This is a genomic window from Endozoicomonas sp. PH6C (assembly GCF_059322965.1).
Map to the genome: position 1 here is coordinate 6,601,984 of NZ_CP185342.1, position 26,987 is coordinate 6,628,970.

Here is a 26,987-nt window from a genome sequence, read left to right on the forward strand (position 1 = left end):
AACATAGGAACAAAGCACCCTATGCTGAATCCTGAAAACCTTAAGGAACAGATCAAACCTCTGGTTTTTCCTCCGGGAGCCCGGGATTCAATCGCTGGCCAGAATCCGGACATCAAAGCATACCTTGATTTCTATGGTATCAATTTTGAAGCCGGATCAGCGGATATTCGCCACTCGATGGGCTCGATCGACAGCTGCAACTACAAGGTGGCCTGCCATCTGTTTGAGAAGTCCGATGCCAAAGGCACTTTTTTTCTTCTTCATGGTTACTACGACCATGTTGGACTCTTCGCCCGAATCATCCGCTTCCTGCTGGAGCAGGGCTTCAATGTTCTGGCCTATGACCTGCCCGGTCATGGGCTCTCCAGCGGCAAGCCCGCCACTATCCCGGATTTTTCTGTTTACACTCTGATTCTTGAAGACATACTGATGTATTGTGAAGGCAACCTGCCCAAACCCTGGCACGCTTTTGGCCAGAGTACAGGGTGCGCGATCCTGACAGACTGCCTGATCAACCGGGAGGCCGATAATAAGGCCAGTCCCTTCCAACAGGTCATTTTATCCGCTCCCCTGGTCAGGCCCTGGAAGTGGACACTGGGACGATTACAGCTGCAACTGGCGAAACTGTTTATTACCCAGTTGCCCCGAACTTACACCCGGAATTCCAGAAAAAAATCGTTTCTGGAGCTGTCCCACAACGATCCTCTGTCCGCCACCATTCTGCCCATACAATGGGTACTGGCGATGGATCGCTGGATCAGGCGCATTGAGTCCAGCAAGATAAAATCATCGGTCAGCCCACTTATTCTGCAGGGTACATTCGACCGTACGGTCGATGCCAAACACAATATTCCTGTACTTGAGAAGCTCTATACCCAGCCCAGTGTCTACTATTTAGAAGATGCCCGACACCACTTGCCCAATGAGCTGGACGAAACCATTGATGATTACCTGAACTGGTTGACCAGCAAACTGAATGCCCAATCAGCCTGAGGTCAGTTTTTCTGTCAGTCCCAAAGTTTTAAAACTTGCCATATAGTCATTGAGATAAAAATTTTGCATATATCATCAACCTAAAGGTGGCAACGATGGCTCAGGGTACTGTCTTTGTTAACAACCGGACACAGGCTATTCGACTCCCCGCAGAAACCCAATTTCCTGATGGCGTCAAAAAAGTCAGCGTCAGGGTTCGTGGCAATGATCGAATTCTCTCTCCTTTGGGAAAGACCTGGGACTCATTCTTTAATGCAGACCCTGCAGAAGGCGTCACCGATGAGTTTATGGCTGAACGAGCCTCTCAGGATCAGAGAGATCGAGAGGAATTCTGATGTTGAAGTTCTTAAGTACTCAGCCATACGGAATCGAATATTTCTGGCTTATTGGACAGGTGCTCTGCAAGGCGCAACGACGGGAACATAGCAAGCTATGTGACCAGAGTTGCAACGCATCACGACTGCATGGATGCAGGAGCTAGAGCAACGCAGGAGCAGTTGCCGCGAGTGCCTGAACAATAAGTCAGAAAATATGATTTCGTATGGTTGAGTACTTACTCTCGATTTACGTGATAAAACGCAGGTCAACGGAACTGGAATATCCGTGCACTCGTGCGGCGGCGGCAAAGTAAACAATAGAAAATGTTCAAATCTGCCAGTCAGAATTAAAAGTGTTTGCAGAACTTTTTGAGGGGATGGCAAGGGTTGAGCGCCTGGAACATATACTCCGGGGCGCCCGAAGGTGTGCTTACTCGATTACTTTGATTTCCTGAACAGACTGATCAGACAAAGCATATAAGCTGCAATATAAACGCCAAAGATAAACGTCATCCAGTGAGCCATATTCATTCCCAGGAATAGCCAGCCATCCTGCCCGCAGAAACCGGACGGCAGGAACATTTGAGGCCACCAATCATAAAGCGGCAGATCGAATGGGAAGCTAGGCAGAGCCTTGCAGGTCATGAACAAGTCTGCAGACGTGTAGTAGCCCAGCATTTTGATCGAAGCATCCAACCCATAGGCAGCACCGGCAATCCAGATGATGTATCCGAGACCTCTTGCCAGTTTGTTTCGTGGCGCCACCAGCAGGATCAGGGCTGCAAGGCCAATGAGCAATACAGCCAGACGCTGATAAACACAAAGTTCACAAGGGTCCAAATACATGACGTACTGAAAATAAAGGGCTACAGACTCCAGAAAAACAGCCGTCAGCAGCATGATCAGCCAGGTGGTTCTGGCATTCTGCCAGTCACGGATAGCCCCAAGAGGATCCGTTCTGAAATCAGTCCAGAGATGAGAGAGTTTCGTCAAAACAGCGCTTCTCCAAAAGCCTGTATATTGTTCTGAGTAGGTTGGAGACTCAACTTGGAGTCCGACAGCTAAAGATACTGCATGTCCCTGTTGAGTGTAAGACACATTACAAGAAACTGACGGGATCAATTGTTTCCATAGGAGCTGTTTATCGACATTTTCAGAAGACTTCAAAGCAATTAAGAAATTCTCTCCCGACTTCTGATTTACAGTCTAAAACATATCCAGAGAATCAACTCAACATATGCTCTATACGAGACGCTTTTATGAGAATCCATACAGTCATTGATGAAACGCTCATGCGTGATGCCCTTGAAATAACCGGGTTAAAAACGAAGCGTGAGGCTATTGAAAAAGGACTCAGGCTTTTGATCAAGCTGAGCAGGCAAGAATTGATCAGACAATATCGTGGAAAGCTTAACTGGGAAGGCGATCTGGATTGCCTGAGAGTTGACGATGACTAACCCTTGAAACCGGGCCTGCGGCCCGGCTAAATCAAACTCAGTAAAGAACCCGGCAACGAATGGTGCCGTCGATTTCTTTCAGCTTCTCCAGCGCAATGTCACTGTGATCGGCATCTACGTCAATGACCACATAACCCACGGATTCATTGGTTTGCAGGAACTGACCGCTGATATTGATATTGTTCAGGGAGAAAACCTTGTTGATGGCTACCAGAACTCCGGGGATATTCTTGTGAATATGCAGGATACGATGCTTGTCCGGATGCCCAGGCAATGAGACTTCAGGGAAGTTAACAGACGACAATGTTGTACCATTATCACTGTACATAACAAACTTCTCGGAGACTTCACGACCAATATTTTCCTGCGCTTCCTGAGTACTGCCACCCACGTGAGGTGTCAAAATGACGTTATCCAGTCCACGCAGAGGGCTGACAAACTCATCACTGTTAGAACGTGGTTCTTCCGGGAAAACATCGATTGCAGCCCCCAGCAACTTGCCCGTTTCAATCGCCGAAGCCAGGGACTGAATGTCGACAACAGTTCCGCGAGAAGCATTGATCAGAATACTGCCTTCCTTCATAGCCGCAAACTGCTCTTCGCCAAACATCCATTGAGTGGCGGGTGTTTCAGGAACGTGCAGGCTGACAACATCAGACATGGACAGCAGATCATTGAGACTGCCGACCTGACTGGCATTACCGATGGAGAGCTTGGTCACCACATCGTAGTAATAAACGTCCATGCCCATAGATTCAGCCAAAACACTTAGTTGGCTTCCGATACTGCCGTAGCCAATAATACCCAGCTTTTTACCGCGAATTTCATAGGAATTGGCGGCACTCTTCTGCCAGCCACCCCGGTGAGCAACGGCATTCTTTTCAGGCACACCCCGCAACAGAAGAATGGCCTCAGCCAGAACCAGCTCAGCAACAGAGCGAGTGTTGGAATAAGGTGCATTAAAGACCGGGATTCCCCGTGACGTAGCAGCATCCAGCTCTACCTGGTTGGTACCGATGCAGAAACAACCAACAGCGATCAGCTTCTGGGCTGCAGCAAAGACGTCTTCACTCAGCTGGGTTCGGGATCGAATGCCTACAAAGTGCGCTTCGGAAATCCGCTGCTTCAGCTCATCGTCTGGTAAGGACTTGGAAACATAATCAATATTGGTGTAGCCGGAAGCTTCAAGCACTTCCACAGCAGACTGATGAACCCCCTCCAGAAGAAGGAATCGAATCTTACTCTTGTCCAGGGAAATAGAGGGCATAACAATAGCTCGGATGTCTTTTAATCTACCTTGAAAAGTACTTCAGCCAAATCGAGTGGGAAATACTGTCAATGGCTGAATACAACCCGAGTCATCTGGTTTCAGAACCGACCGGGGTGTGGATAATAGCATAAAAAAGAGAAAAGCCCTTACCTTGAGTGTATGAATCAGATGTTCCTTGTCCAATCACCACTACAGGACTTAAACCTCGCGTGCAGAGCAGTTATTATGTGTTTTCTGTTTCAGACACCTATGCTTGATAGCGTAGTCAGAATCTGTCTGATAGCCTGAGACAATGCAGGATGTTGTTCGGAAAACTTGATCGCTTCCTGCTCGAGCTGTTCGTTGTAGTCCTGCAGAGGAATATCGCCCTCTGCCTGAGCCAGAGCCAGCTGCAGTTCATCGGTAATTTGCTTGAGAGCCCCTGCAGTACATTCGTCCACAGGCTGTCCTTCAAGCAGGTCATGCAGATTCTGGATATTCAGGTGGAGTTCTTCAGACATGACGTGCTCCTGTGATCAGGTTAATCTGGAAAACACAATATTTGTACTGTGAATGATAGCTTCAGCAGTCGTACCCGGCTGATAAATACTAGCGATGTGCCAGGCCATGAGCAAAATAAAAACACAAGAACAAACAAGCAAGAAGGACGCCCTATGAAGTACAGGCATCACTGGCTAAGTGGCGACCGCATTGATCTGCCGGCCGGCAAAGTGGTGTGTGTCGGCCGAAATTATGCCGAGCACATTCGGGAGTTGAACAATCCGCTGCCCGAGGATCCCGTGTTGTTTATCAAACCTTCAACATCACTGACAGCTCTGGAAATACCCTTTGCCATTCCCGTCGATCGCGGTGAAGTTCACCACGAAACAGAAATAGCAATTCTGATGGACACCCGACTCCAGAATGCCAGCGAGAATGAGAGCATTGATGCCATCAAGGCAATAGGGCTGGCATTGGATCTGACACTCCGGGATGTTCAGTCCCGGCTAAAAGAAAAAGGACTGCCATGGGAAGTGGCCAAAGCCTTTGATGGCAGCTGCCCCGTTTCAGGGTTTATTGCCAAAGAGCACCTGCCCGATCTCAATAACATTCACTTCAGCCTTAAAATTAATGGGCAGACACGTCAGGAAGACACTTCAGCCCATATGCTGACCTCAATTCCGGGGCTGATCAGCTACATAAGCCGTCACTTCACACTGGAACCCGGCGATATTGTCCTCACTGGCACTCCGGCCGGCGTTGGTCCTCTGAAGCAGGGAGATCGGCTTGAATTAGCTATTACTGACCGCTTTAGTCTGGCAACATCCTGCATCTGATCCTAAAGAACCCGGCACTTCTTCAGATATTGACTGTAGAGAAATCAGGCCACAGGCAAAGGAAAGCCAGTGTCAGTCAGGGAAACCTACAGCCTCCATATTCTGGTGGTGGAAGATAGCCAGGTAAACCAGATGGTGGTCAAAAAGCTGCTTGAAAAATTGGGCTGCAGCTGCAAAGTGGCCCAGAATGGTCAGGAAGCACTGGACATTCTTGAGACTTCAGAGGCCTTCAACCTGATTCTCATGGATTGCATGATGCCCATCATGGGTGGTCTGGAAGCCACTGAAAAAATCAGAGCCTCCGGGCAACACTATGCCGGAATACCGGTTATCGCTTTCACAGCCAACACCTCGGAATCGGATAAGATTGCCTGTAAGTCTGCCGGTATGGACGATTTTCTGGACAAACCTGTTTCACTTGCATCTTTATCAGAAAAGCTGGTTCTTTGGAACCAAGACTGAAACTGCCTCAAATCCTAAGGGCTTTTGGCGCTCTGGATTCGAGACGTTCTGCCCTGTGTATCAATGGCTACAAAAACCATATTGGCTTCAGTCAGCTTGGCGCGACCGCGTTTATCTTCCACCCAGGCTTCAACGACCACCCGAATTGACGTTTTGCCGACCTCTGTCACCCGGGTGAACAGCGCAAGAATATCACCCATTTTAACTGAGCGCATAAAACTCATACTGCCGATACTAACGGTGACAACACGTCCTGTGGCAATCTTTCTGGCCATGATTGCGCCAGCCTGATCAATCTGCATGGCCACCCAGCCACCAAAGACATCGCCTGTCGTATTAACAGATTGGTAGTCTGCCAGCACTTTCAGCGTCAGTTCTCCCTGAGGTCCGGGAGCAAGATCATTGTTCAGTTCCATATTGTTCTCTAGCACTTGATGTTTTTATTTTTTTGGCGCAACCGACTCTGAAAATCCTTATATATAATGTCAGTTGTTTCTTGCGCCCGGGATCTTCCTGATCGTGAAGCTTTTCCAGCTAAAGGTATTTTACTTCTCTTCTCAGTTAGCGTTGTAGCTAAAACACTCAGCGAATAGAAACTGGCACAGGAGGCATGCTTTGCAAGCCGGGCTCGTACCTGTCTTGGCATTTCATCAGTAATCTACAATCAAGTTGGAATTAAAGTCAGTGATTTTACATTATGACTATTGCGAATATAAAGCTTCACTGTCGTTCATATAACTGTCACATTTTCATCTTATAGTTCTTGCCAGTAAACAAATGCCTGTAGCTGTATAAGAGAGGCTAAAAAATCCCTTTAGGAGAGATACGAATGAAGCTTAAAGCTCTAATAACAACAATTGCCCTTGCGACCGGAATCCAGGCTGCCTCTGCCAGTCAGATTGACGCTGAGATCCCCACTTATAAGAAAGCCAGTGGTGTATCAGGCAATCTGTCCAGTGTCGGCTCTGACACTCTGGCTAACCTGATGACTCTGTGGGCAGAAGATTTCAAGCGTGAATATCCTAATGTGAACGTACAGATTCAGGCTGCCGGTTCTTCTACTGCACCACCCGCTCTGACGGAAGGAACGTCCAACATCGGCCCCATGAGCCGCAAGATGAAAGACAAGGAACTGGAAGCTTTTGAGAAGAAGCATGGCTACAAGCCCACTGCTGTTCCGGTTGCCATTGACGCTCTGGCTGTTTTCGTCAACAAGGACAACCCAATCAAGGGTCTGACCATGGCTCAAGTGGACGCTATTTTCTCCTCCACCCGCAAGTGTGGTGACGACAAAGACATCAGTACCTGGGGTGCTGCCGGTCTGGACGGAGCCTGGAAAAACCGCTCAATCCAGCTGTACGGCCGTAACTCTGTATCCGGCACCTACGGTTACTTCAAGAAGAAAGCCCTCTGCAAAGGTGATTTCCGTAACAACGTAAATGAACAGCCTGGTTCTGCTTCTGTGGTTCAGTCTGTCAGTGCTTCTGTAAACGGCATCGGCTACTCCGGCATCGGTTACCAGACTTCCAGCGTACGTACTGTACCTCTGGCCAAGAAAGCCGGTCAGCCATTCGTTGAGGCAACGCCCGCTAACGCTGTCAACAACTCTTATCCACTGTCTCGTTTCCTGTACGTGTACGTTAACAAGCAGCCCAACAAGAAGTTGTCCCCTCTGGAAGGCGAATTCCTGAAGATGGTACTGTCTCAGCAGGGTCAGGAAGTCGTCGTTAAAGACGGTTACATCCCTCTGCCTGCCAAGGTGGTTGAAAAGTATCTGTCTGAACTCGATCTGTAATCACAGATTCATGAGTGATCCACACGGGGCCATCTGGCCCCGTTTTTATGGCGGGTACTCAAAGAATCATGGCGGCAATCCAGCCAAAAATAATCATCGGAATATTGAAGTGTAAAAAGGTGGGAATCACCGAATCCCGGATGTGGTCGTGCTGACCATCCACGTTCAAGCCGGCAGTGGGACCAATGGTAGATTCTGAAACCGGGGAGCCTGCATCACCTAATGCTCCTGCGACTCCCACAAGACAGGCTATCGCCAGTGGCGTAAATCCAAGTTCCATGCCCAGTGGCACATAAAGGGTGGCAATAATCGGAACCGTAGAGAACGAAGAGCCAATACCCATAGTGATCAGTAACCCGACCAGAAGCATAAGAATGGCCGCAAGAGCCTGACTGCCTCCCACAAACATCTGTACCTGACTCACCAGCTCTGGAATATCACCTGTTGAGCGGAGCACTTCCGCAAAACCTGCGGCCGAGATCATGATGAAGCCAAAAGCTGCCATCATGCGCAGACCCTCATTGAATACCTCATCTGCTTCCCGCCAGCAGACGACTCGCCCAATGACCATGGTAATAAAGCCCAGTGCAGCAGCGAGAACCATGGACCCGGTTGTCAATTGACTCACCAGCACCAGAACAATGGCTATGACAGAGGTAATAATGGCAGGCTTGCTTAACTGAATATCTTGTTCATGAATCAAAATGGTCTCTTCTACACGATAGGTTCTGGACTTTCGGTAACTGAAAAAAACAGCCAGCAACAACCCCAGGAACATACCCAAAACGGGAATCGCCATCGCCAGCGGCATCTGGCTCAGTTCAATATCCAGCCCATTCTCCTGAAGATTGCCACCAAGAATCTGATTCAGATAGACATTGCCAAAGCCTACAGGAAAAATCATATAGGTCGCGGTAAGGCCAAAGGTAAGAAGACAGACCACCTGACGACGATCAATCGCCATAGCACTGAATACCGATAACAAGGGAGGAATCAGTATGGGAATAAAGGCTATGTGGATAGGTATCAGGTTCTGGGAAGAAAAAGCCATCAACACAAGCGCCAGAAACAGGCTGTACTTTAGCTTCACATTATTGTGCGAGTTGTTGCTGTTCTTTACTTTGCGGATGATCTTTCCAGCCATCCACTCAGGTATGCCGGAGCGGGCGATGGCCACAGCAAAAGCACCCAGCATGGCGTAACTGATAGCAATGCCTACGCCACCGCCCAAACCTCTGGAGAATGCCTCCAGAGTCTGGAAGATATCCAGACCACCGATCACTCCCCCGGCCAGAGCCCCCACAAACAGTGCCAGAACCACATTAACGCGCAACAAGCTCAACGCGAGCATGAAAGCAACCGCCAGAATCACTGCGTTCATATTAATTCCAAATTGTATTTTATCGTTATAACGGCCAGCGGCTATCTATAGTGAAGCATGGACAATAGCGGCATTACCAGATTGTAGTTAATTGGTTTATTTTTCGCGCAAATAGAGAATTAGCAGGCCAAATAACTATAAAGTGAAGAAATATCCCTGAAAACGCAGGCTGGAATCAATTCTCTGGCGAGTTGCTCTTATATTGATCAACTAATGGCCTGAGTGCCCGTGCCTGCTGAGCAATGGTCGGATCACCGCTATCTTCTGCATTGCTCAACCTTACATAGACATTATTGTCATCTTCAGGCCAGCAGGTTCTTCTTCCTGTCTGCATTTGTAATACCAGATGCTGCACAGAGAACAAATGAACGGTTGGCTCAATGGCTCGTGCCCGCTCAGCAAGGTCCCGATCATTGCTTCGCTGTGCACTACTCAACCTTGTATAGATATATCTGTCATTATCAGGCCAGGTCTCTCTCCCCGCCTGCACTTGTGCCAACAGATGCCGCACAGAGTAAAAATTAACCAATGGCTCAAGTGCTTCTGCCTGCTCAGCAATGACCAGATCATTACAATCCCTCGCAATACCCAACCGTGTACGGATATAACTGTCATTATCAGGCCAGGTATCATCCCCTGCCTGCACTTGAGATACCTGATGCTGTACAGCGTACAAATTAGCTAATGGATAAATTGCCCGCGCCTGCTTTGCAATGGCCGGATCAGGGATATTTACCAGCATTCTCAACGACCCTAGATGGATAAAACCCTCATCTGCGGGCCAGGTTCTTTTCCCTGCCCGCACTTGCAAAACCAGATGCTGCGCAGAGTACAATTTTGCTAATGGAAAAATTGCCCGCGCCTGCTCTACAATGGCTGAATCATTACAAAGTAGCGCAGCATTCAACGTTACGAAGATACTATGGTCATTTTTAGGCCAGGTCCCTCTCCCTAGTAGCATACCCATCACAATATGAATCACCTCTTGCAGTTCTTTCTGTATCTCTTTCAGTATCAGAAAATTACCCAAAGCGCTCTGATCATGCCGACAATATGGGCAGAAACGATTCCCTTCCATGTTAACTTCTCCTGTCAGCCACCGTTTCAGGCATTCCAGATGGAACAAATGCAAACATGACGTTTTCATCACGTCGTCAGATTGTTCTAAATTAAGAAGGCATACGCTGCAAGTTTCCCCAACATATTCAACCCCCTGCGCTTCTTCAAAATCATTCGAATCAGATTGAGGCAGCATAAATACCGGATACAACATAACTGTTTCTGGCTGATGCATCTGCCCATGACCAGACAAATCTTTCCCCGATAGTTCAGCAAGCAGTTCCGAGGCATCTAACGGCACCCGTCTGAATAACGACCTGTTGAATGCCATCTTCTGTGTAATACCTGCCAAAGCCGCAGATAAATCTTTGTCACTGACGAATGGTCTGGATTGACCGGAAGTGGTCGGATATCCATTATAAAGCCATTGTTTCAGCCGCTGGCCGATCCCGAGCAGCACTGACAGGTAGTCAAACTGCCAGTCGGGCATTTTAAACAATCCCCTGCCGGAAATGCCCGGTATAAATAGAGGAGGGGGTGGTGGGTCAGGTGGAAATCCGCCTCCTGATAATCGCAAGGCGGATTCAGGTGTTGATGTGGGCCATTCAGGCAGAGCAAAACCCGTGCTATTTTTCTCTCTCTTCTCAAAAACATTCTCTAAAGACATCAGCCACTGCCACAGAGCTGACAGGAGAGAACCAGGCTGCTGGAGAAATGAACCTTTACCGTCATCAATTGACCAGACCGGTGAGGGCTGATCAAACCATTGCCCTTCTGCCTGCTTTACTTGGTTGCTATCTGTTGCCCGGTCACTCTCCTTACTGGCGGTTCTGTCTACTTGCCATTCAGGGCTGATACATACAAAGCTTCCCTGTTCCGTTGCGGGAATATAAATATCGCGATTCAGAAAATAACAGTTAAACGAAGCCTCAGCTATCGGCACCCCAAAAGCGACTGCAATGGTCGCCAGAAAGATCAAGAGTGTACATATGAATGAAAACGGCTTTAAGTCACACACAAACTTCCGCATTTGTTCAGTGGAAGCCTGATTGTAGCTCATTGTGCGGACACACCTGCCTGAATATTGAAGCAGAGAGGTCCCGCTGAAAAAGCAGCCTGGAATCAATTCCCTGACGACTTACTCTTATATTGATCAACTAATGGTTTAAGTGCCCGTGCCTGCTGAGCGATGTTCGGATCAGTGCATTTTTCTGCGCTACTCAACCTTAAATAGACATTATTATCATCTTCAGGCCAACTAACCCTCAATCCTTTCTGCATTCGTGACACCAGGTTCTGCACGGAGTAAAAATTAACGGCTGGCTCAAGTGCCCGTGCCTGCTCAGCAATGGCCGGATCATCGCTTCCTTGTGCACTTCTCAACTTTGTATAGATATCAATGTCGTCATTAGGCCAGATATCTCCCCATGCCTGATTCAGTGACAACAGATTCCTGACAGAGTAAAAATTAACCAATGGCTCAAGTGCTTCTGCCTGCTCAGCAACAGCCAGATCATTGCTAGCTTTTGCAATCCTCAAATTTTCATGGATACGCCAGTCATTATCGGGCCAGGTCTCTCTCCCTGCCCGCATTTGTGACACCTGATATTGTAAAGCGTACAAATTAGCTAATGAATAAATAGCCCGTGCCTGCTCAGCAATGGCCGGATCAGGGCTATTTACTAATCTACTCAACGACCCCATGAACTCACTCCGGTCTCCAGGCCAACTCCTTTTCCCAGCCTGCACTTGTGACATCAGATGCTGCGCAGAGTACAAATTCACCAATGGATAAAGTGCACTTGCCTGCTCAAAAGTGGCCAGGTTATCACCATCCCTCCATGCTTCAGCGATGGTTCCATCAGTACCATATAACCCAAGATTTAACCCAACACTCAGGCCTGCCAAGAAATGGTCATCAGTACCAAATAAGGCAACATTCAGCATTTCGAAGACAGCATGCTCATCCTCTTCGTCTGGCCAGACCCCTGTTCCTGCCTGCATTTGTGACACCAGATGCTGCACGGTGTACAAAAAAATTGTTGGCTTAAGTGCCCGGGCCCGCTCAACAATGGCCGGATCATTGCTGTCCAGTGCCATTCTCAACCGTAGATAGATAGGACGGTCATCGTCAGGCCAGGCCCTTCTCCCCGCTTGTATTTGTGTCGTCAGATGTTGCAGGGAGAACAAACAAACTAACGGCCAAAGTACCCGCGCCTGCTCAGCAATGTCTGGATCATCGATACCTTCTGCAATTCTCATCTCTAAAAAGATATGCCCATCATTTTCAGGCCAGGTCGCTCTCTCTGCCTGCACCTGTGACACCAGATGCCGCACAGAGTAAAAATTAACTAATGGCCAAAGTGCCCTTATCTGCTCAGCGATGGCCGGATCATTGCTGGCTCCTGCACGGATCAGCCTTTCATAGATATACCTGTCATTTTCAGGCCAGGCCCCTCTTTCTAAAAGCATTTCCGTCACAATATGAGCCACCTCTTGCATTCCTTTTTGGATCAGAAAGTCACCCAGAGCACTCTGATCCTGGAGACAATATGGACAGAAATGGTAGCCTTTCATGTTAATTTCTTTTGTTAGCGACCGTTTCAGGCAGTCCATATGGAACAAATGCAAACATGACGTTTTCACCAGGTCGTCAGATTCTTCAAAGTTATTCCGGCATGCTCCGCAAGTTTCCCCAACATATTCAACCCCCTGCGCTTCTTCAAAGTCATTCGAATCAGATTGAGGCAGCATAAAAACGGGATACAACATAACTGTTTCTGGCTGATGCACCTGCCTGTGACCAGACAAACCTTTCCCCGATTGTTGAGCAAGCAGTTCCGAGACATCTAACGGCACCTGACTGAATAACGACCTGTTGAACGCCCTCTTCTGTGTAATCCCTGCCAAAGCCGCAGATAAATCTTTGTCACTGACGAATTGTCCGGATTGACCGGTAGTGCTGCGATATCCATCATAAAACCATTGTTTCAACCACTGCCCGATCATCAACACAGCTGACAGGTAGTCAAGCTGCCAGTCAGGCCTATTAAACAATCCCTTGCCAGGAAGGCCCGGCATAAATGGTGGAGGTGGTGGGTCGGGTGGAAATCCACCTCCTGATAATCGCAAGGTGGGTTCAAGGGTTGATGTGGGCCATTCTGGCAGTGCAAAGCCTGTGCTATTTTTCTCTCTTATCTCAGGAACAATCTCCGAAGACATTAGCCACTGCCACAGAGATGACAAGAGTAAAACGGGCTGCTGGAGAAATGAGCCTTTAACGTCATCAGTTGACCTTACTGGTGAGGGCAAGAGCAGAGCGCCTTCAGGCACAAAGTAGACAAAATCGGATATCAGATAAGCCTCTTGATCAGACGTCCCATTTACGACGACGAGCAGAAGTCCTTGAGAGTTGTCAGCAGCAAATCCAATGACTGCCAGAGAGATCAAGAACTTACAAAAGAAAATGGTTTTAAGTCGCACACAAACTTTCGCTTTTCTTCAGTCGGAGCCTGAGTGTAGCTCATAGTGCGGGCACACCTGCCTGAGATATTGAAGCAGAGAGGTCCCGCTGAAAAAGCAGCCTGGAATCAATTCCCTGACGACTTACTCTTATATTGATCAACTAATGGTTTAAGTGCCCTCGCCTGCTGAGCAATGGCCGGATCAGTGCATTTTCCTGCACTACTCAACTTTAAATAGACACTATTATCATCTTCAGGCCAGCTAATCCTTAATCCTCTCTGCATTCGTGACACCAGGTTCTGCACGGAGTAAAAATTAACGGCTGGCTCAAGTGCCCGTGCCTGCTCAGCAATGGCCGGATCATCGCTTCCTTGTGCACTTCTCAACCTTGTATAGATATCACTGTCGTCATCAGGCCAGATATCACCCCAAACCTGCCTCAGCGACAACAGATTCCTGACAGAGTAAAAATTAACCAATGGCTCAAGTGCTTCTGCCTGCTCAGCAACAGCCAGATCATTGCTAGCTTTTGCAATCCTCAACTCTTCATGGATATGCCAGTCATTATCGGGCCAGGTCTCTCTCCCTGCCCGCATTTGTGACACCTGATATTGTAAAGCGTACAAATTAGCTAATGGATAAATAGCCCATGCCTGCTCAGCAATGGCTGGATCAGGGTTATTTACTAATCTCCACAACGACCCCATGAGATGACTCTCATCTCCAGCCCAGCTTCTTTTCCCAGCCTGTATTTGTGATATCAGATGCTGCGCAGAGTACAAATTCACTAATGGATAAAGTGCACTTGCCTGCTCAGAAGTGGCAACATTATCGCCATATTCCCTCCATGCCTTACTAATGGTTCCATCAGTACCATATGACCCAAGATTTAACCCAACACTCAGGCGTGCTAAGAAATGGTCATCAGTACCAAAAAAGGCAACATTCAGCATTTGGAAGACACCACGGTCATCGTCTGGCCAGACCCCTTTTCCTGCCTGCATTTGTGAAACCAGTTGCTGCACAGAGTAAAGAAAAATGGTCGGCTTAAGTGCCCGTGCCTGCTTAACAATGGCCGGAACATTACTGCCCAGTGCCATTCTCAACCTCAGAGCGATATCACGCTCATCGTCAGGCCAGGTCTTTCTCCCTGCTTCTATTTGTGAGATCAGATTTTGCAGGGAGTACAAACAAACTGAAGGCCAAAGTACCCGCACCTGCTCAGCAATTTCCGGATCATCGATACCTTTTGCCATTCTCAATTCTAAAAAGATATGCCCATCATTGTCAGGCCAGGTCGCTCTTCCTGACTGCACTTGTGACACCAGGTGCTGCACAGAGTAAAAGTTAACTAATGGCCAAAGTGCCTGTATCTGCTCAGTGATGGCCGGGTCACTGCTAGCTCCTGCACGAATCAGCCTTTCATAGATATACCTGTCATTCTCAGGCCAGGTTCCTCTCTCTAATAGCATTTCCTTCACAATATGAGCCACCTCTTGCATTTCTTTCTGGATCAGAAAGTCACCCAGAGCACTCTGATCCTGCCGACAATATGGACAGAAACGGTAGCCTTTCATGTTAATTTCTTCTGTTAGACACCGTTTCAGGCAGTCCATATGGAACAAATGCAAGCATGACGTCTTCACCGCGTCATCAGATTCTTCAAGGTTATTCCGGCATGCTCTGCAAGTTTCCCCAACATATTCAACCCCCTGCGCTTCTTCAAAGTCATCCAAATCAGATTGAGGCAGCATAAAAACGGGATACAACAAAACTGTTTCTGGCTGATGCAACTGCCTGTGACCAGACAAATCTTTCCCCGATAGTTGAGCAAGCAGTTCCGAAGCATCTAACGGCGCCTGACGGAATAACGAACTGCTGAACACCCTCTTCTGTGAAATCTCTGCCAAAGCCGCAGATAAATCTGTGTCAGTGACGAATTGTCCGGGAGTGCTGCGATATCCATCATAAAACCATTGTTTCAACCACTGCCCGATCCTGAACAGAGCTGACAGGTAGTCAAACTGCCAGTCAGGCCTATTAAACAATCCCTTGCCAGGAATACCCGGCATAAATGGTGGAGGTGGTGGGTCGGGTGGAAATCTGCCTCCTGATAATCGCAAGGCGGATTCAGGTGTTGATGTGGGCCATTCCGGCAGTGTAAAACCTGTGCTATTTTTCTCTCTTTTCTCACTAACATTCTCCGAAGACATTAGCCACTGCCACAGAGATGACAAGAGTAAAACGGGCTGCTGGAGAAATGAGCCTTTAACGTCATCAGTTGACCTTACTGGTGAGGGCAAGAGCAGAGCGCCTTCAGGCACAAAGTAGACAAAATCGGATATCAGATAAGCCTCTTGATCAGACGTCCCATTTACGACGACGAGCAGAAGTCCTTGAGAGTTGTCAGCAGCAAATCCAATGACTGCCAGAGAGATCAAGAACTTACAAAAGAAAATGGTTTTAAGTCGCACACAAACTTTCGCTTTTCTTCAGTCGGAGCCTGAGTGTAGCTCATAGTGCGGGCACACCTGCCTGAGATATTGAAAAATGCTTTTTTTCTTGATCTATCAATCTCTTGTTCTAAATTCCCCCTTCAGGAAAAACACAAAACAGACGTAAGGATTAAGTTTTGAAAAAAACACTCTCTTCGTCATTGCTGTTATTGCTGGCGTGGCTGACTGTTACCTGTCACGCCGAATCATCAGAAAGACATTTTATTGTCGAGTTCGGCAACACCCCTCTGGGCGCCAAACCTTATTCATGGATACCCGTAGTAGAGGCAATGGCTGCTTTCGGCTTGCTTATGTATGGCCGAGGACACTACGGGCAACAAAACCAACCACAAAGTCAGCCACAAAGCCAGCCATCTCAATCGCAAGCCTCAGGAATAACTCCCCATCATACAGCTGCTTTCTCCAGCCTCATGTCTTCCGACTCTGGGGGCGGTCACCAGGACCCCAAACAATCCCAACATACTTTGGGTTTAAATTGTTTCGTCGATTCCTGTCATGGTGTTTGTCGATTCCTGTCACAGGGTTTTGAAAGAAGTTCGACGGGCCACACTCATCATGACACGACAGAAACGCAAAGAGATAAGCTGGGAACCGGTCGTTCTTTGGGTATTCACATTCCAAGAATTGCATTTCGCGAACCAGAAAACTCAGCATCAATCAGCCATCTTTTGGCTGGTCCTGACCCCGCGACTTGGCCTGAACCTATGGTGAAAATTGTCTGGACACGTTCACTTGCCACAAAGTTCCCCCTTGAGCGATTTCGGCCATACGGCGTTATGGTAAGCGACATTGATGGTTATCTTAGGGAGCTTGGGAACCATACTATGAGTTTTAATTGTTCCTTCGATTCCTGCAATGGCTTTTGCAGACTCGGACAATACGACGGTGGTGGATCAACTGAAGAGTCGCTGAAATCCGAAGTAAGTTCGGCGAACCAAACTCATCACGGGATGACAGAATCACAAACCTTTCAGCCACAAGCTGGTGGACATTCGTTTTTTGACGCCCTATTAGCCGGGTTATTCCCAATTTCGCAATCTTCGCCAATAAATAATCATTCAACGGAGCCTGCGGGCACCCTGGAATGTTCCAGCGACACCTATGGAGCAGGGTGGGATGTTGATTCCGATATGGATGTCGATCCCTATGAAGAGTAGTACGACATTGGTCGTCACAAAACTCTAAGACCTGAGCAGACAGACTGAACTTGCCAGAAGGCTGAGGTTCAAAGCTTTCGGTTACAACGACTTTTCCTCATGGGTACAATCTGTGTACACTCGTAGAGAATCGTTACCCACTGATAACCAGATTGAAGCAGAGAGGTCTCGCTGAAAAAGCAGCCTGGAATCAATTCCCTGACGACTTACTCTTATAATGATCAACTAATGGTTTAAGTGCCCGCGCTTGCTGAGCAATGGCCGGATCAGTGCATTTTCCTGCACTACTCAGCCTTAAATAGACATCATTATCATCTTCAGGCCAGCTGGTCCTTAATCCTTTCTGCATTAGTGACACCAGGTCCTGCACGGAGCAAAAATTAACGGCAGGCTCAAGTGCCCGCGCCTGCTCAGCAATGGCCGGATCATCGCTTCCTTGTGCACTTCTCAACCTTGTATAGATATAACTGTCCTCAAGTGGCCAGATCTCTCGCCCCACCTGCACTTGTGACACCAGGTTCTGCACGGAGTAAAAATTAACGGCTGGCTCAAGTGCCCGTGCCTGCTCAGCAATGGCCGGATCATTGCTATCTCTTGCAATACTTAACATGGTATGGAAATACCTGTCATAAACAGGCCAGGTATCTCTCCCTGCCTGCATTTCTGACACCTGATACCGTAGAGCGTACAAATTGGCTAATGGATACAAGGCCCGTGCCTGCTCAGCAATGGCTGGATCAGGGCTATCTTCTATCAGTCTTTTCAACGCCCCCGCATGGATGTAATCTTCTTTAGTCCAGCTCCTTCTCCCTGCCTGTACTTGTGACAACAGACGCTGTGCAGAGTAAAAATTCACAAATGGATAAAGTGCCTTTGCTGGCGCGGCAGTGGGTATACTATCGGGATTTAATACCCTCCATGCCTCAATACTGGTTGCATCAGTACCAAATAACGCCACATGCAGGATTCTGAAGATACCACCGTCATCGTCTGGCCAGGTTCTTGTCCCTGCCTGCACCTGTGACACCAGATGCTGCACGGAGTACAAATAAGCTGCCGGCTTAAGTGCCCGTGCCTGCTCAACAATGGCCGGATCTTTGCTATCTTGTGCCATCTTCAACCTCAGAGCGATATCACGCTCATCGTCAGGCCAGGTCCTTCTCCCTGCTTCTATTTGTGAGATCAGATTTTGCAGGGAGTACAAACAAACTGAAGGCCAAAGTGACCGCACCTGCTCAGCAATTTCCGGATCATCGATACTCTTTGCCATTCTCAACTCTAAAAAGATATGCCCATCATTGTCAGGCCAGGTCGCACTCCCTGACTGCATTTGGGACACCATATGTTGCACTGAGTAAAAATTAACTAATGGCCAAAGTGCCTGTATCTGCTCAGCGATGGCCGGATCATTGCTGGCTCCCGCACGGATCAGCCTTTCATAGATATACCTGTCATTTTCAGGCCAGGTCCCTCTTTCTAAAAGCATTTCCGTCACAATATGAGCCACCTCTTGCATTTCTTTCTGGATCAGAAAGTCACCCAGAGCACTCTGATCCTGCCGACAATATGGACATAAATGGTTGCCTTTCAGGTTAATTTCTTTTGCTAGCCACCGTTTCAGGCAGTCCATATGGAACAAATGCAAACACGACGTTTTCACCAGGTCGTCAGATTCTTCAAAGTTATTCCGGCATACTTTGCAAGTTTCTCCAACATATTCAACCCCCTGCGCTTCTTCAAAGTCATCCAAATCAGATTGAGGCAGCATAAATACGGGATATAACATAACTGTTTCTGGCTGGTGCATCTGCCTGTGACCAGACAAACCTTTCCCCGATAGTTGAGCAAGCAGTTCCGAGATATCTAACGGCACCTGACTGAATAACGACCTGTTGAACGCCCTCTTCTGTGTAATCCCTGCCAAAGCCGCAGATAAATCTTTGTCACTGACGAATTGTCCGGATTGACCGGGAGTGCTGCGATATCCATCATAAAACCATTGTTTCAACCACTGCCCGATCTTGAACAGAGCTGACAGGTAGTCAAACTGCCAGTCAGGCCTATTAAACAATCCCTTGCCAGGAATACCCGGCATAAATGGTGGAGGTGGTGGGTCGGGTGGAAATCTGCCTCCTGATAATCGCAAGGCGGATTCAGGTGTTGATGTGGGCCATTCCGGCAGTGTAAAACCTGTGCTATTTTTCTCTCTTTTCTCACTAACATTCTCCGAAGACATTAGCCACTGCCACAGAGATGACAGGAGGGAAACTTTAACGTCATCAGTTGACCTTGCTTGTGAGGGCGCATCAAACCATTGCTTTGCCTTTCCTTCTTGCGTTGCGGGAATACCAATAAGAAGTCCTTGAGAGTTGTCAGCAGCAAATCCACTGGCTGCCAGAGAGATCAAGAATGTAAATATGAAAGAAAACGGTTTTAAGTTGCACACAAATTTTCGCTTTTCTTCAGCTGGAGCCTCAGTGTAGCTGATACTGAATAGAGTGCGGTTTGGCTGCGGTATTTTTCAGACAGCGTGTCCGGTCACGGCTATCTATCGCTCAATACCAGGTATACTGTTCCAAGATACTCAGAGTGGCGGCTTGAGTACTCAACTCCCATTTTTTTCAATTCTGTCATATTTCTGTAACACAGACCTTTTAAGGTACGCTCAATAATCTCTGCGACCAGTGCCATGTACCAACCAATAATAGAAGACAGCCCTGGTGTCGATTACAACACCCCGGCTCATAAACGTCATCAGTCACTTCGCTTTCTCAAAGATCACCTGACCCGGTGGGGTGTAGCCGTCGGTGGCCTCGGTGTTATTGCCGCCATTCTGCTGATCTTCATCTATCTTCTGTACGAAGTTGGGCCTTTATTCAAAAGTGCAGAAATTGAACAAAGCAGTACCTGGACACAGACGATCACAGGGGAGCAGCGCCCTCTCTATCAGAGTATGGAAGAACAGGCTGAACTGGCTTTTTCCATCACTGCCGACGGTGCCCTGACTTTTTCATCCACCCGAACCGGAGGGCAGAAATATCGCTATTCCCTGCCCCTTCCTGCCGGGACCTCAGTCACCACAATTAACAATGATCCATCCGATAGCAACCTCCTGGCTGCGGGTCTGAGTAATGGTCAGGTCATCATTTTCAAGCACGGCTATCAAATTACCTGGCCTGATGACAAGAGGCTGATCACGCCAAGGGTCACCTACCCATATGGTGAGGAAGCGATTGATCTGATAACGGATAATGAGGCTGTTTCACACCTGAGTATCAGTGATAGTGAAGATCAGCTGCTACTCACCGGTTATGGTGACAAGCGCCTCTATATGACCGCTTTTAGCAAGGAAGAAAACTTCCTGACGGAAGAAGTCACGCTTGAAGAAATGAGTGTCACTCTGCCCGAAGTGGATGGACCTGTTCACGATGTACTGATTGCTCCGGATCAGCACTGGCTTTTTGTTCAATCCGGTGCTGATGGCCTGACACTGATCGATATCAGCAACATCAATCAGCCTCACGTCGTGTCAGAGACTGACCTGACTAACGACTCGGCCAGAGTAACAACCATGACATTCCTGTTGGGTGGAGTTTCTCTGCTGATAGGCGATGACACCGGCATGGTCAGCCAGTGGTTCATGGTCAGAGATGAACAAAACCAGTGGCACCTGCAAAGAATTCGCGAGTTCGAGCTGGCCGGTGAACCTATTATGCAGATAGTGCCTGAGCATCGCCGCAAGGGCTTTCTGGCAGCCGATGACAAGGGTAATGTTGGCATCTTCTACACCACAGCCAACAGAACCCTGCTGACTGAGAAGCTGACCGACGGTCCTGTTGAGCAACTGGTTATTGCCCCCCGTAGCAACTATATGCTGGTGAGTAGCAATGGCTCTACCGAATTCTGGCGTGTTGAAAATGAACATCCGGAAGTATCCTTGTCGGCTCTCTGGGGTAGAGTCTGGTATGAGGGTTATGAGAAACCTGAATATATCTGGCAGTCGTCTGCATCGAATAATGACTTTGAGCCAAAGCTGAGCCTGACCCCTCTGGCCTTCGGCACTCTCAAGGCCGCCTTTTACGCCATGTTACTGGCTACACCTCTGGCAATAGCCGGAGCCATCTATACGGCTTACTTCATGGCGCCAGCCATGCGTCGTAAAGTAAAGCCTGTCATTGAGTTGATGGAAGCACTGCCTACGGTCATTCTGGGTTTTCTGGCCGGTCTCTGGCTGGCCCCCCTGATCGAAAACAGTCTGGCAGGAATATTTGCACTCTTGTTGATTGTTCCAATCGGCATATTGCTCTTTGCTTTTGCCTGGGACTCCATGCCCGGTAAAATCCGCCACGCCATCCCGGACGGTTGGCAAGCAGCCCTGCTCATCCCTGTGGTACTGATCAGTGGTGCTATTGCCATGAACCTGAACGGTACCATTGAAGCAACCTTCTTTGATGGTGACCTGAGAACCTGGCTGACCTCTGATCTGGGCATTCCTTACGATCAGCGCAATGCTCTGGTAGTGGGACTGGCAATGGGCTTTGCAGTGATCCCCACCATTTTTTCTATCGCAGAGGATGCCATTTTCAGTGTTCCCAAACATCTGAGTTATGGCTCCCTGGCACTGGGTGCGACGCCTTGGCAGACCTTGATGCGGGTGGTATTGCTGACCGCCAGCCCGGGCATATTCTCTGCCGTGATGATTGGTATGGGCCGCGCCGTGGGTGAAACGATGATCGTACTGATGGCTACCGGCAACACGCCCATCATGGACGCCAATATCTTCGAAGGCATGAGAACCCTGGCTGCCAACATTGCTGTTGAAATGCCTGAATCCGAAGTCGGCAGCAGCCACTATCGAATTCTATTCCTTGCTGCACTGGTGCTTTTCCTGTTCACCTTTGTCGTTAATACCGCTGCCGAGATGGTTCGTCATCGACTGCGCAAGAAGTACAGTTCGCTTTAAGGAAGGAGCCGGAACATGAGTAATAAAATAACCAAGTGGTACCAGACTGGCTCCCCCTGGGTTTGGCTTAATGCCGGAGCGGTGGCCATCAGTGTGATTCTTGTTGTCGGCCTTCTGGGTTTGATAGCGATCCGGGGTCTGGGTCACTTCTGGCCAGCACAAATTCTGGTGGCAGACTATGCCCCTCCCGGCCAGGAAGCCCGCTTGATTGCTGGAGAAATAGCAGACACTGAAACTGTTTCTGCAACCCGCCTTGAGGCGGCAGGTCTGCCGGTACCAAAGGGAATGGAAACACTGACCCGTGATCTGCTGAAAGTCGGTAACAGAGATGTTTCAGGCTCAGACTTTGCCTGGGTCATTGATCTTTGGCTTGAGAATCGCCGTTACCCTGAAAATATCATTGCTCTGGAACGCAGGGAGTGGGGTAACTTCTACGGTTATCTGAACAACATCAAACAGGATGGCAAAGTTGTTGTAGAAGGTGAAGCAGCCTGGCCAGAGTTCCAGAAGAGACTGAACAGAGCCCTGTCTATCTACGACGAAATCTACGCCATCGAAAAGCACGAAATAGGTTCAGTCAACAGCAAGCTGGAGCGTCTCCGTTTGGAACAGCGAGCCCTCGAACTTAATGGTACAGATACCCCTCAGGCCCTCGCCGATATCGAAGCACAACGCAGGGTATTTCAGGCTGAATATAAGGTGATGGAAGCCAGGCTGGGTGATCTTTATGTGGCTTTCAATCGTGATAGTCTGGTGGTTACAACCATTGATGGTACAGAGATTGAGCAATCTTTTGGCAAAATCGTCCGGGCCTATAAACCCAATGCCATGACCCTGACCGGGAAGATACTTTTCTATCTCGACAAAGTCGGCGAATTTATCACTGACGACCCCAGAGAAGCAAACACGGAAGGAGGGGTTTTCCCGGCCATTTTCGGTACGGTCATGATGGTGATTCTGATGTCGATCATCGTGACCCCTTTTGGTGTAATAGCGGCGGTCTACCTCCGTGAATACGCCAATCAGGGTTGGCTGACCCGAACTATTCGCGTGGCCGTAAACAATCTGGCGGGCGTCCCTTCCATTGTGTACGGTGTATTTGGTCTTGGTTTCTTCATCTATTTTGCCGGAAGCCAGATTGACCAGTTATTTTTCCAGGAAGCACTGCCAGCACCGACCTTTGGTACACCGGGATTACTCTGGGCATCGATTACTCTGGCCTTATTAACATTACCTGTTGTTATTGTTGCCACCGAGGAGGGGCTATCACGCATTCCAAGCTCTGTCCGTGAGGGCAGTCTGGCGCTGGGGGCGACCAAAGCAGAAACACTCTGGCGAGTCGTTCTGCCCATGGCCAGCCCTGCCATGATGACAGGATTGATCCTGGCTGTTGCCCGTGCCGCTGGGGAAGTTGCACCTCTGATGCTGGTTGGCGTGGTGAAACTGGCTCCCAGCTTGCCTCTGGATACTAATTATCCTTTCCTGCATCTGGATCAGAAATTCATGCACCTGGGCTTCCATATTTACGATGTCGGCTTCCAGAGTCCTAACGTAGAAGCGGCCAGACCACTGGTTTACGCCACCGCTCTGCTGCTGGTTATTGTCATCGCGGTTCTTAACCTTTCAGCAGTAGCTATTCGCAACCATTTGCGTGAAAAATACAAGAGTCTGGAAGCGTGAGATTAATTTGCTACAAAAAAGTTTCCCTGACTGAGCCAGGAAGGTTTAATTAAAGGTAACATCATGCTGGATGAGGCACTGGACTTGAATACACCCACCCGGACAGAGAACCAAAAGAGTAGAGCCACTCCCGAGGAGACCAGCTCAACTCCGGCGTTTAATCTCGACAGCCTGGGACGTAGCCGTCGCAAGCTCAGCCTGCAGCAGGAAGAAAAATGTCTGGATATCAGAAATTTGAACCTGTTTTACGGTGAGAAGCAGGCACTGCACGATATTTCCCTGACCATTCCGAAACGCAGGGTAACCGCGTTTATTGGTCCATCAGGCTGTGGTAAATCCACGCTGTTGCGCAGTATGAACAGAATGAATGATCTGGTGGAAGGCTGCCGCGTCAAAGGTGAAATTCAGCTGGATAACCAGAATATCTATCAGAAGGGCGTCAATGTCGCGGACCTCCGCCGTCGTGTTGGCATGGTATTCCAGAAGCCAAACCCCTTCCCGAAGAGTATTTATGAAAATGTCGCCTACGGTCTTCGCATTCAGGGCATCAACAAAAAGCGTGTTCTGGATGAAGTCGTAGAGTGGGCCCTGCGCAGTGCAGCACTTTGGGATGAAGTTAAGGATCGCCTCCATGAAAGCGCCCTGGGCATGTCCGGTGGTCAGCAACAGCGTCTGGTGATCGCCCGAACCATTGCTGTGGAGCCTGAGGTTCTGCTGCTGGACGAACCGGCTTCAGCCCTGGACCCCATTTCAACATTAAAAATTGAAGAGCTGATTAACAAGCTCAAGTCCAAATTCACCATTGCCATCGTTACCCACAATATGCAACAGGCTGCTCGCGTCTCTGATTACACAGCATTTATGTATATGGGTAAGCTCATTGAATTCGATGATACGGACACGCTGTTCACAAACCCACAAAAGAAACAAACTGAAGACTATATAACCGGTCGTTACGGCTAAATGCCATAGCTATTGCCAAGAAAGCACCTGGAAAACTCATGGATACCAAAAGCGAACTTCTTAGCCATCATATTTCCCAGCAATTCAATCATGAACTGGAGGAGTTACGAAACAACCTCCTGTCCATGGGCGGGCAGGTTGAAAAGCAAGTATCCGACGCGATCAATGCCCTGATCAATGCTGACAGCGAAGGGGCTGTTGAGGTCTGCGAGAAAGACACCGACATTAACTTCATGGAACTGGCCATTGATGAAGAATGTTCCCGCATTCTGGCCAGACGCCAGCCAGCAGCCAGTGACCTCCGTCTGGTGATTGCCTGCTCCAAGGCCGCGACCGATCTGGAAAGAATTGGTGACGAGGCGGCAAAAATTGCCCGCTTTGCCATCAGTCTCACTGAACAGGGCGAAGCGCCCAAAGGTTATATCGAGACCCGCCATATTGGTAACCATGTACGACAGATGGTACAGGATGCACTGAATGCTTTTGCCCGTTTCGATGCCGATCTTGCTCTGGCGGTTGCCAAGGAAGATAAAACCGTCGACCGGGAATACAAGAGTGCCACACGGGAACTGGTCACCTACATGATGGAAGACCCAAGATCCATTACCCGGGTGCTGAATATTATGTGGGTATTAAGATCACTGGAACGGATTGGCGATCATGCCCGCAACCTGGCGGAATACGTTATCTATCTCGTGAAAGGCAGAGATGTACGACACATTGGTATTAAAAGAATTCAGGAAGAGGTGTTTGATAAGAGTTGATCATTGAACTCTGTGAATACCATTGAATAAAAACCCGAGGCTTTACGAACTCGGGTTTTTTAAGGTATTACTCAATCTTGCAAACGAAATCTCTCGTAAATGAGGTCAGTAATGAACCGAAGATCTTTATCGTCGGCAGATACTTATTTACAGGCTCATTATTGGCTGTTTGAGAAAAAAAGATCTTGATTCAGAATACTAATATGAATCTGATCATCTGAATCTTCGGTATCATTTTCCCTTGAACCAGCACAATTACATGCGCCGTTACAATGACAGGATTCTGCTAACTCTGAATATTGTGGAGGGGGTTGGTTAGCTACAACATCTATTTCTTCATAATGTGGAGGGGGTTGGTTAGCGATAACATCGTAATTATCAACCGCAAGTGTCAGCGTATAACCATGAGCGCTAATCACAATCGCCAATACCGGAATGCCATTGTCGGATACTCGATTAAAGTGGTATTCTATTTTGATTCCATTCGTTAAATTTACTGTTATAAAATGTGATGGTTTCCGGCTTCGTCTGTTTCGTCTGTTATTTGCGGTGTTTTGCTCTCGTACAAGAATTACAGCCGGTACAGCTGTACGGGATATCTGAGGTATTATCAATTCTAACCTCTTGTTGGTCGATGGGTTTAGATGCTCTATTATCCATTTTTGTGTTTCTGGAGTATCCAGGAAAAGGTCAAATATTTTAGTCTTGCTGTCTGTAACCAGTGTGTTTGGCGATGAAAATATTTGGTTATCACTGCTAACAGCCTTATGAGATAAAGAGCATTTTTGGATAGAGACATCTTCCGGCAAATCTTTTGGTATTACTGCTCTCATTACTCTGATTCTGTCCAACTCATCGTATGATCTAGTAGGCGCATTTTTTGTCCAGATCTTCAAATATATAGGAAAACAGAACGCGCAACAGAATGCTTTAGCAGCCACATGTGCTGCTGATGCCGTTTGACTTCTCAGTGTGTATTGAGTATGAAAGCTATGTTGAATAGAATAACTGCCAGTTTGCACATTCCCCAATAAAGTATCAAAAGGTGGCGGCATAATATGACCAAGGTTGTTCTGATCAATAACCATCAGAGTGGAAGAGATGATGTCATAAATGACATATTCATCCACTGCACAAACATTACAGGATTGGTTGTAATCATCTAACACCGGTGAATGATCGCCTGCTGTGTGCGAATCGCTATGAATGGTTCTGGTGGAGGTTACAGTTGTACCACTTAGTAGTGAATTACCGTTATGTTCCAGCTTCCAAGTAAAGCGTAAATCTTTTGAATTTGAATAAGATGATAGCAAGCAGAGAAGGCATAAAATAATCAATCTGACGTTTTTTTCCATTGTCAATTCCCTATTTAACATTCATCAAATATTAAAGAATGGCAGTTAAGAGTAGCTCAATCAGTTTATATGAC

General features: G+C 48.1%; 21 protein-coding genes. 11 read left to right on the plus strand and 10 right to left on the minus strand.

Annotated features, from left to right (window positions below):
* The first annotated feature begins 21 nt into the window (after positions 1–21).
* Together ACOMG9_RS23390 and vapB are read left to right on the plus strand one after the other, a co-directional pair.
* Positions 22–993, plus strand: coding sequence for an alpha/beta hydrolase (locus tag ACOMG9_RS23390; protein ID WP_494529512.1), 972 nt, complete (start codon positions 22–24; stop codon positions 991–993).
* Between the two features lie 95 nt (positions 994–1,088).
* A complete protein-coding gene (vapB, locus tag ACOMG9_RS23395; protein WP_494529513.1) occupies positions 1,089–1,328 on the plus strand; it encodes a type II toxin-antitoxin system VapB family antitoxin in 240 nt (79 codons plus the stop codon).
* Between the two features lie 420 nt (positions 1,329–1,748).
* Here the strand turns inward: vapB and dsbB are convergent, their stop codons facing one another.
* The gene (gene dsbB, locus ACOMG9_RS23400; RefSeq protein ID WP_448218750.1) at positions 1,749–2,303 is read right to left on the minus strand and encodes a disulfide bond formation protein DsbB; all 555 of its coding nucleotides are present in this window, start codon (positions 2,301–2,303) and stop codon (positions 1,749–1,751) included.
* 266 nt (positions 2,304–2,569) lie between these two features.
* Between dsbB and ACOMG9_RS23405 the strand changes: the two genes are divergently transcribed.
* The gene (locus tag ACOMG9_RS23405) at positions 2,570–2,767 is read left to right on the plus strand and encodes a type II toxin-antitoxin system VapB family antitoxin (protein ID WP_422139244.1); all 198 of its coding nucleotides are present in this window, start codon (positions 2,570–2,572) and stop codon (positions 2,765–2,767) included.
* Between the two features lie 37 nt (positions 2,768–2,804).
* Here the strand turns inward: ACOMG9_RS23405 and serA are convergent, their stop codons facing one another.
* Positions 2,805–4,034 (minus strand): phosphoglycerate dehydrogenase, encoded by a 1,230-nt coding sequence (serA, locus tag ACOMG9_RS23410; RefSeq protein WP_422135841.1) that lies wholly within the window; start codon positions 4,032–4,034, stop codon positions 2,805–2,807.
* 242 nt (positions 4,035–4,276) lie between these two features.
* The gene (locus ACOMG9_RS23415; RefSeq protein WP_317144543.1) at positions 4,277–4,537 is read right to left on the minus strand and encodes a DUF4404 family protein; all 261 of its coding nucleotides are present in this window, start codon (positions 4,535–4,537) and stop codon (positions 4,277–4,279) included.
* A gap of 153 nt (positions 4,538–4,690) precedes the next feature.
* On the opposite strand from ACOMG9_RS23415, the gene ACOMG9_RS23420 reads away from it, so the two are divergent.
* Positions 4,691–5,353, plus strand: coding sequence for a fumarylacetoacetate hydrolase family protein (locus tag ACOMG9_RS23420; RefSeq protein ID WP_448218749.1), 663 nt, complete (start codon positions 4,691–4,693; stop codon positions 5,351–5,353).
* 69 nt (positions 5,354–5,422) lie between these two features.
* Positions 5,423–5,815 (plus strand): response regulator, encoded by a 393-nt coding sequence (locus tag ACOMG9_RS23425; protein WP_448218748.1) that lies wholly within the window; start codon positions 5,423–5,425, stop codon positions 5,813–5,815.
* 14 nt (positions 5,816–5,829) lie between these two features.
* Here ACOMG9_RS23425 and ACOMG9_RS23430 read toward each other — a convergent pair whose 3' ends face one another.
* Positions 5,830–6,231, minus strand: a complete 402-nt coding sequence (locus ACOMG9_RS23430) for an acyl-CoA thioesterase (protein ID WP_448218747.1) — start codon at positions 6,229–6,231, stop codon at positions 5,830–5,832.
* A gap of 413 nt (positions 6,232–6,644) precedes the next feature.
* On the opposite strand from ACOMG9_RS23430, the gene ACOMG9_RS23435 reads away from it, so the two are divergent.
* Positions 6,645–7,610 carry a PstS family phosphate ABC transporter substrate-binding protein gene (locus ACOMG9_RS23435; RefSeq protein ID WP_448218746.1) on the plus strand — a complete coding sequence of 322 codons (966 nt, stop codon included), beginning with the start codon at positions 6,645–6,647 and terminating at the stop codon, positions 7,608–7,610.
* 58 nt (positions 7,611–7,668) lie between these two features.
* Here ACOMG9_RS23435 and ACOMG9_RS23440 read toward each other — a convergent pair whose 3' ends face one another.
* From ACOMG9_RS23440 to ACOMG9_RS23455, 4 genes are all read right to left on the minus strand, one after another.
* Complete coding sequence (locus ACOMG9_RS23440) at positions 7,669–8,991, minus strand: Na+/H+ antiporter family protein (RefSeq protein ID WP_448218745.1); 1,323 nt, start codon at positions 8,989–8,991, stop codon at positions 7,669–7,671.
* Positions 8,992–9,166: 175 nt separating this feature from the next.
* On the minus strand, positions 9,167–11,110 hold the full coding sequence (locus ACOMG9_RS23445) for an RING finger protein (protein WP_448218744.1): 1,944 nt from the start codon (positions 11,108–11,110) through the stop codon (positions 9,167–9,169).
* A 62-nt stretch (positions 11,111–11,172) separates the two neighbouring features.
* Positions 11,173–13,272 carry an RING finger protein gene (locus tag ACOMG9_RS23450; RefSeq protein ID WP_448218743.1) on the minus strand — a complete coding sequence of 700 codons (2,100 nt, stop codon included), beginning with the start codon at positions 13,270–13,272 and terminating at the stop codon, positions 11,173–11,175.
* Between the two features lie 368 nt (positions 13,273–13,640).
* Entirely contained in the window at positions 13,641–15,728 is a 2,088-nt protein-coding gene (locus tag ACOMG9_RS23455; RefSeq protein ID WP_448218742.1) for an RING finger protein, read from the minus strand.
* A gap of 419 nt (positions 15,729–16,147) precedes the next feature.
* Here ACOMG9_RS23455 and ACOMG9_RS23460 point away from each other — a divergent pair, with 419 nt between their 5' ends.
* Entirely contained in the window at positions 16,148–17,188 is a 1,041-nt protein-coding gene (locus ACOMG9_RS23460; protein WP_448218741.1) for a hypothetical protein, read from the plus strand.
* 190 nt (positions 17,189–17,378) lie between these two features.
* On the opposite strand, the gene ACOMG9_RS23465 is transcribed toward ACOMG9_RS23460, so the two are convergent.
* Positions 17,379–19,424, minus strand: a complete 2,046-nt coding sequence (locus tag ACOMG9_RS23465; protein WP_448218740.1) for an RING finger protein — start codon at positions 19,422–19,424, stop codon at positions 17,379–17,381.
* A 453-nt stretch (positions 19,425–19,877) separates the two neighbouring features.
* Here ACOMG9_RS23465 and ACOMG9_RS23470 point away from each other — a divergent pair, with 453 nt between their 5' ends.
* From ACOMG9_RS23470 to phoU, 4 genes are all read left to right on the plus strand, one after another.
* A complete protein-coding gene (locus tag ACOMG9_RS23470; protein WP_448218739.1) occupies positions 19,878–22,151 on the plus strand; it encodes an ABC transporter permease subunit in 2,274 nt (757 codons plus the stop codon).
* Between the two features lie 15 nt (positions 22,152–22,166).
* Positions 22,167–23,831, plus strand: coding sequence for a phosphate ABC transporter permease PstA (gene pstA / locus ACOMG9_RS23475; RefSeq protein WP_422472929.1), 1,665 nt, complete (start codon positions 22,167–22,169; stop codon positions 23,829–23,831).
* Between the two features lie 63 nt (positions 23,832–23,894).
* Complete coding sequence (gene pstB, locus ACOMG9_RS23480; protein WP_422135854.1) at positions 23,895–24,794, plus strand: phosphate ABC transporter ATP-binding protein PstB; 900 nt, start codon at positions 23,895–23,897, stop codon at positions 24,792–24,794.
* Positions 24,795–24,832: 38 nt separating this feature from the next.
* Positions 24,833–25,558, plus strand: coding sequence for a phosphate signaling complex protein PhoU (phoU, locus tag ACOMG9_RS23485; RefSeq protein WP_422472933.1), 726 nt, complete (start codon positions 24,833–24,835; stop codon positions 25,556–25,558).
* Between the two features lie 158 nt (positions 25,559–25,716).
* Here phoU and ACOMG9_RS23490 read toward each other — a convergent pair whose 3' ends face one another.
* Positions 25,717–26,913, minus strand: coding sequence for a hypothetical protein (locus tag ACOMG9_RS23490; protein WP_494529514.1), 1,197 nt, complete (start codon positions 26,911–26,913; stop codon positions 25,717–25,719).
* Positions 26,914–26,987: the final 74 nt, after the last annotated feature.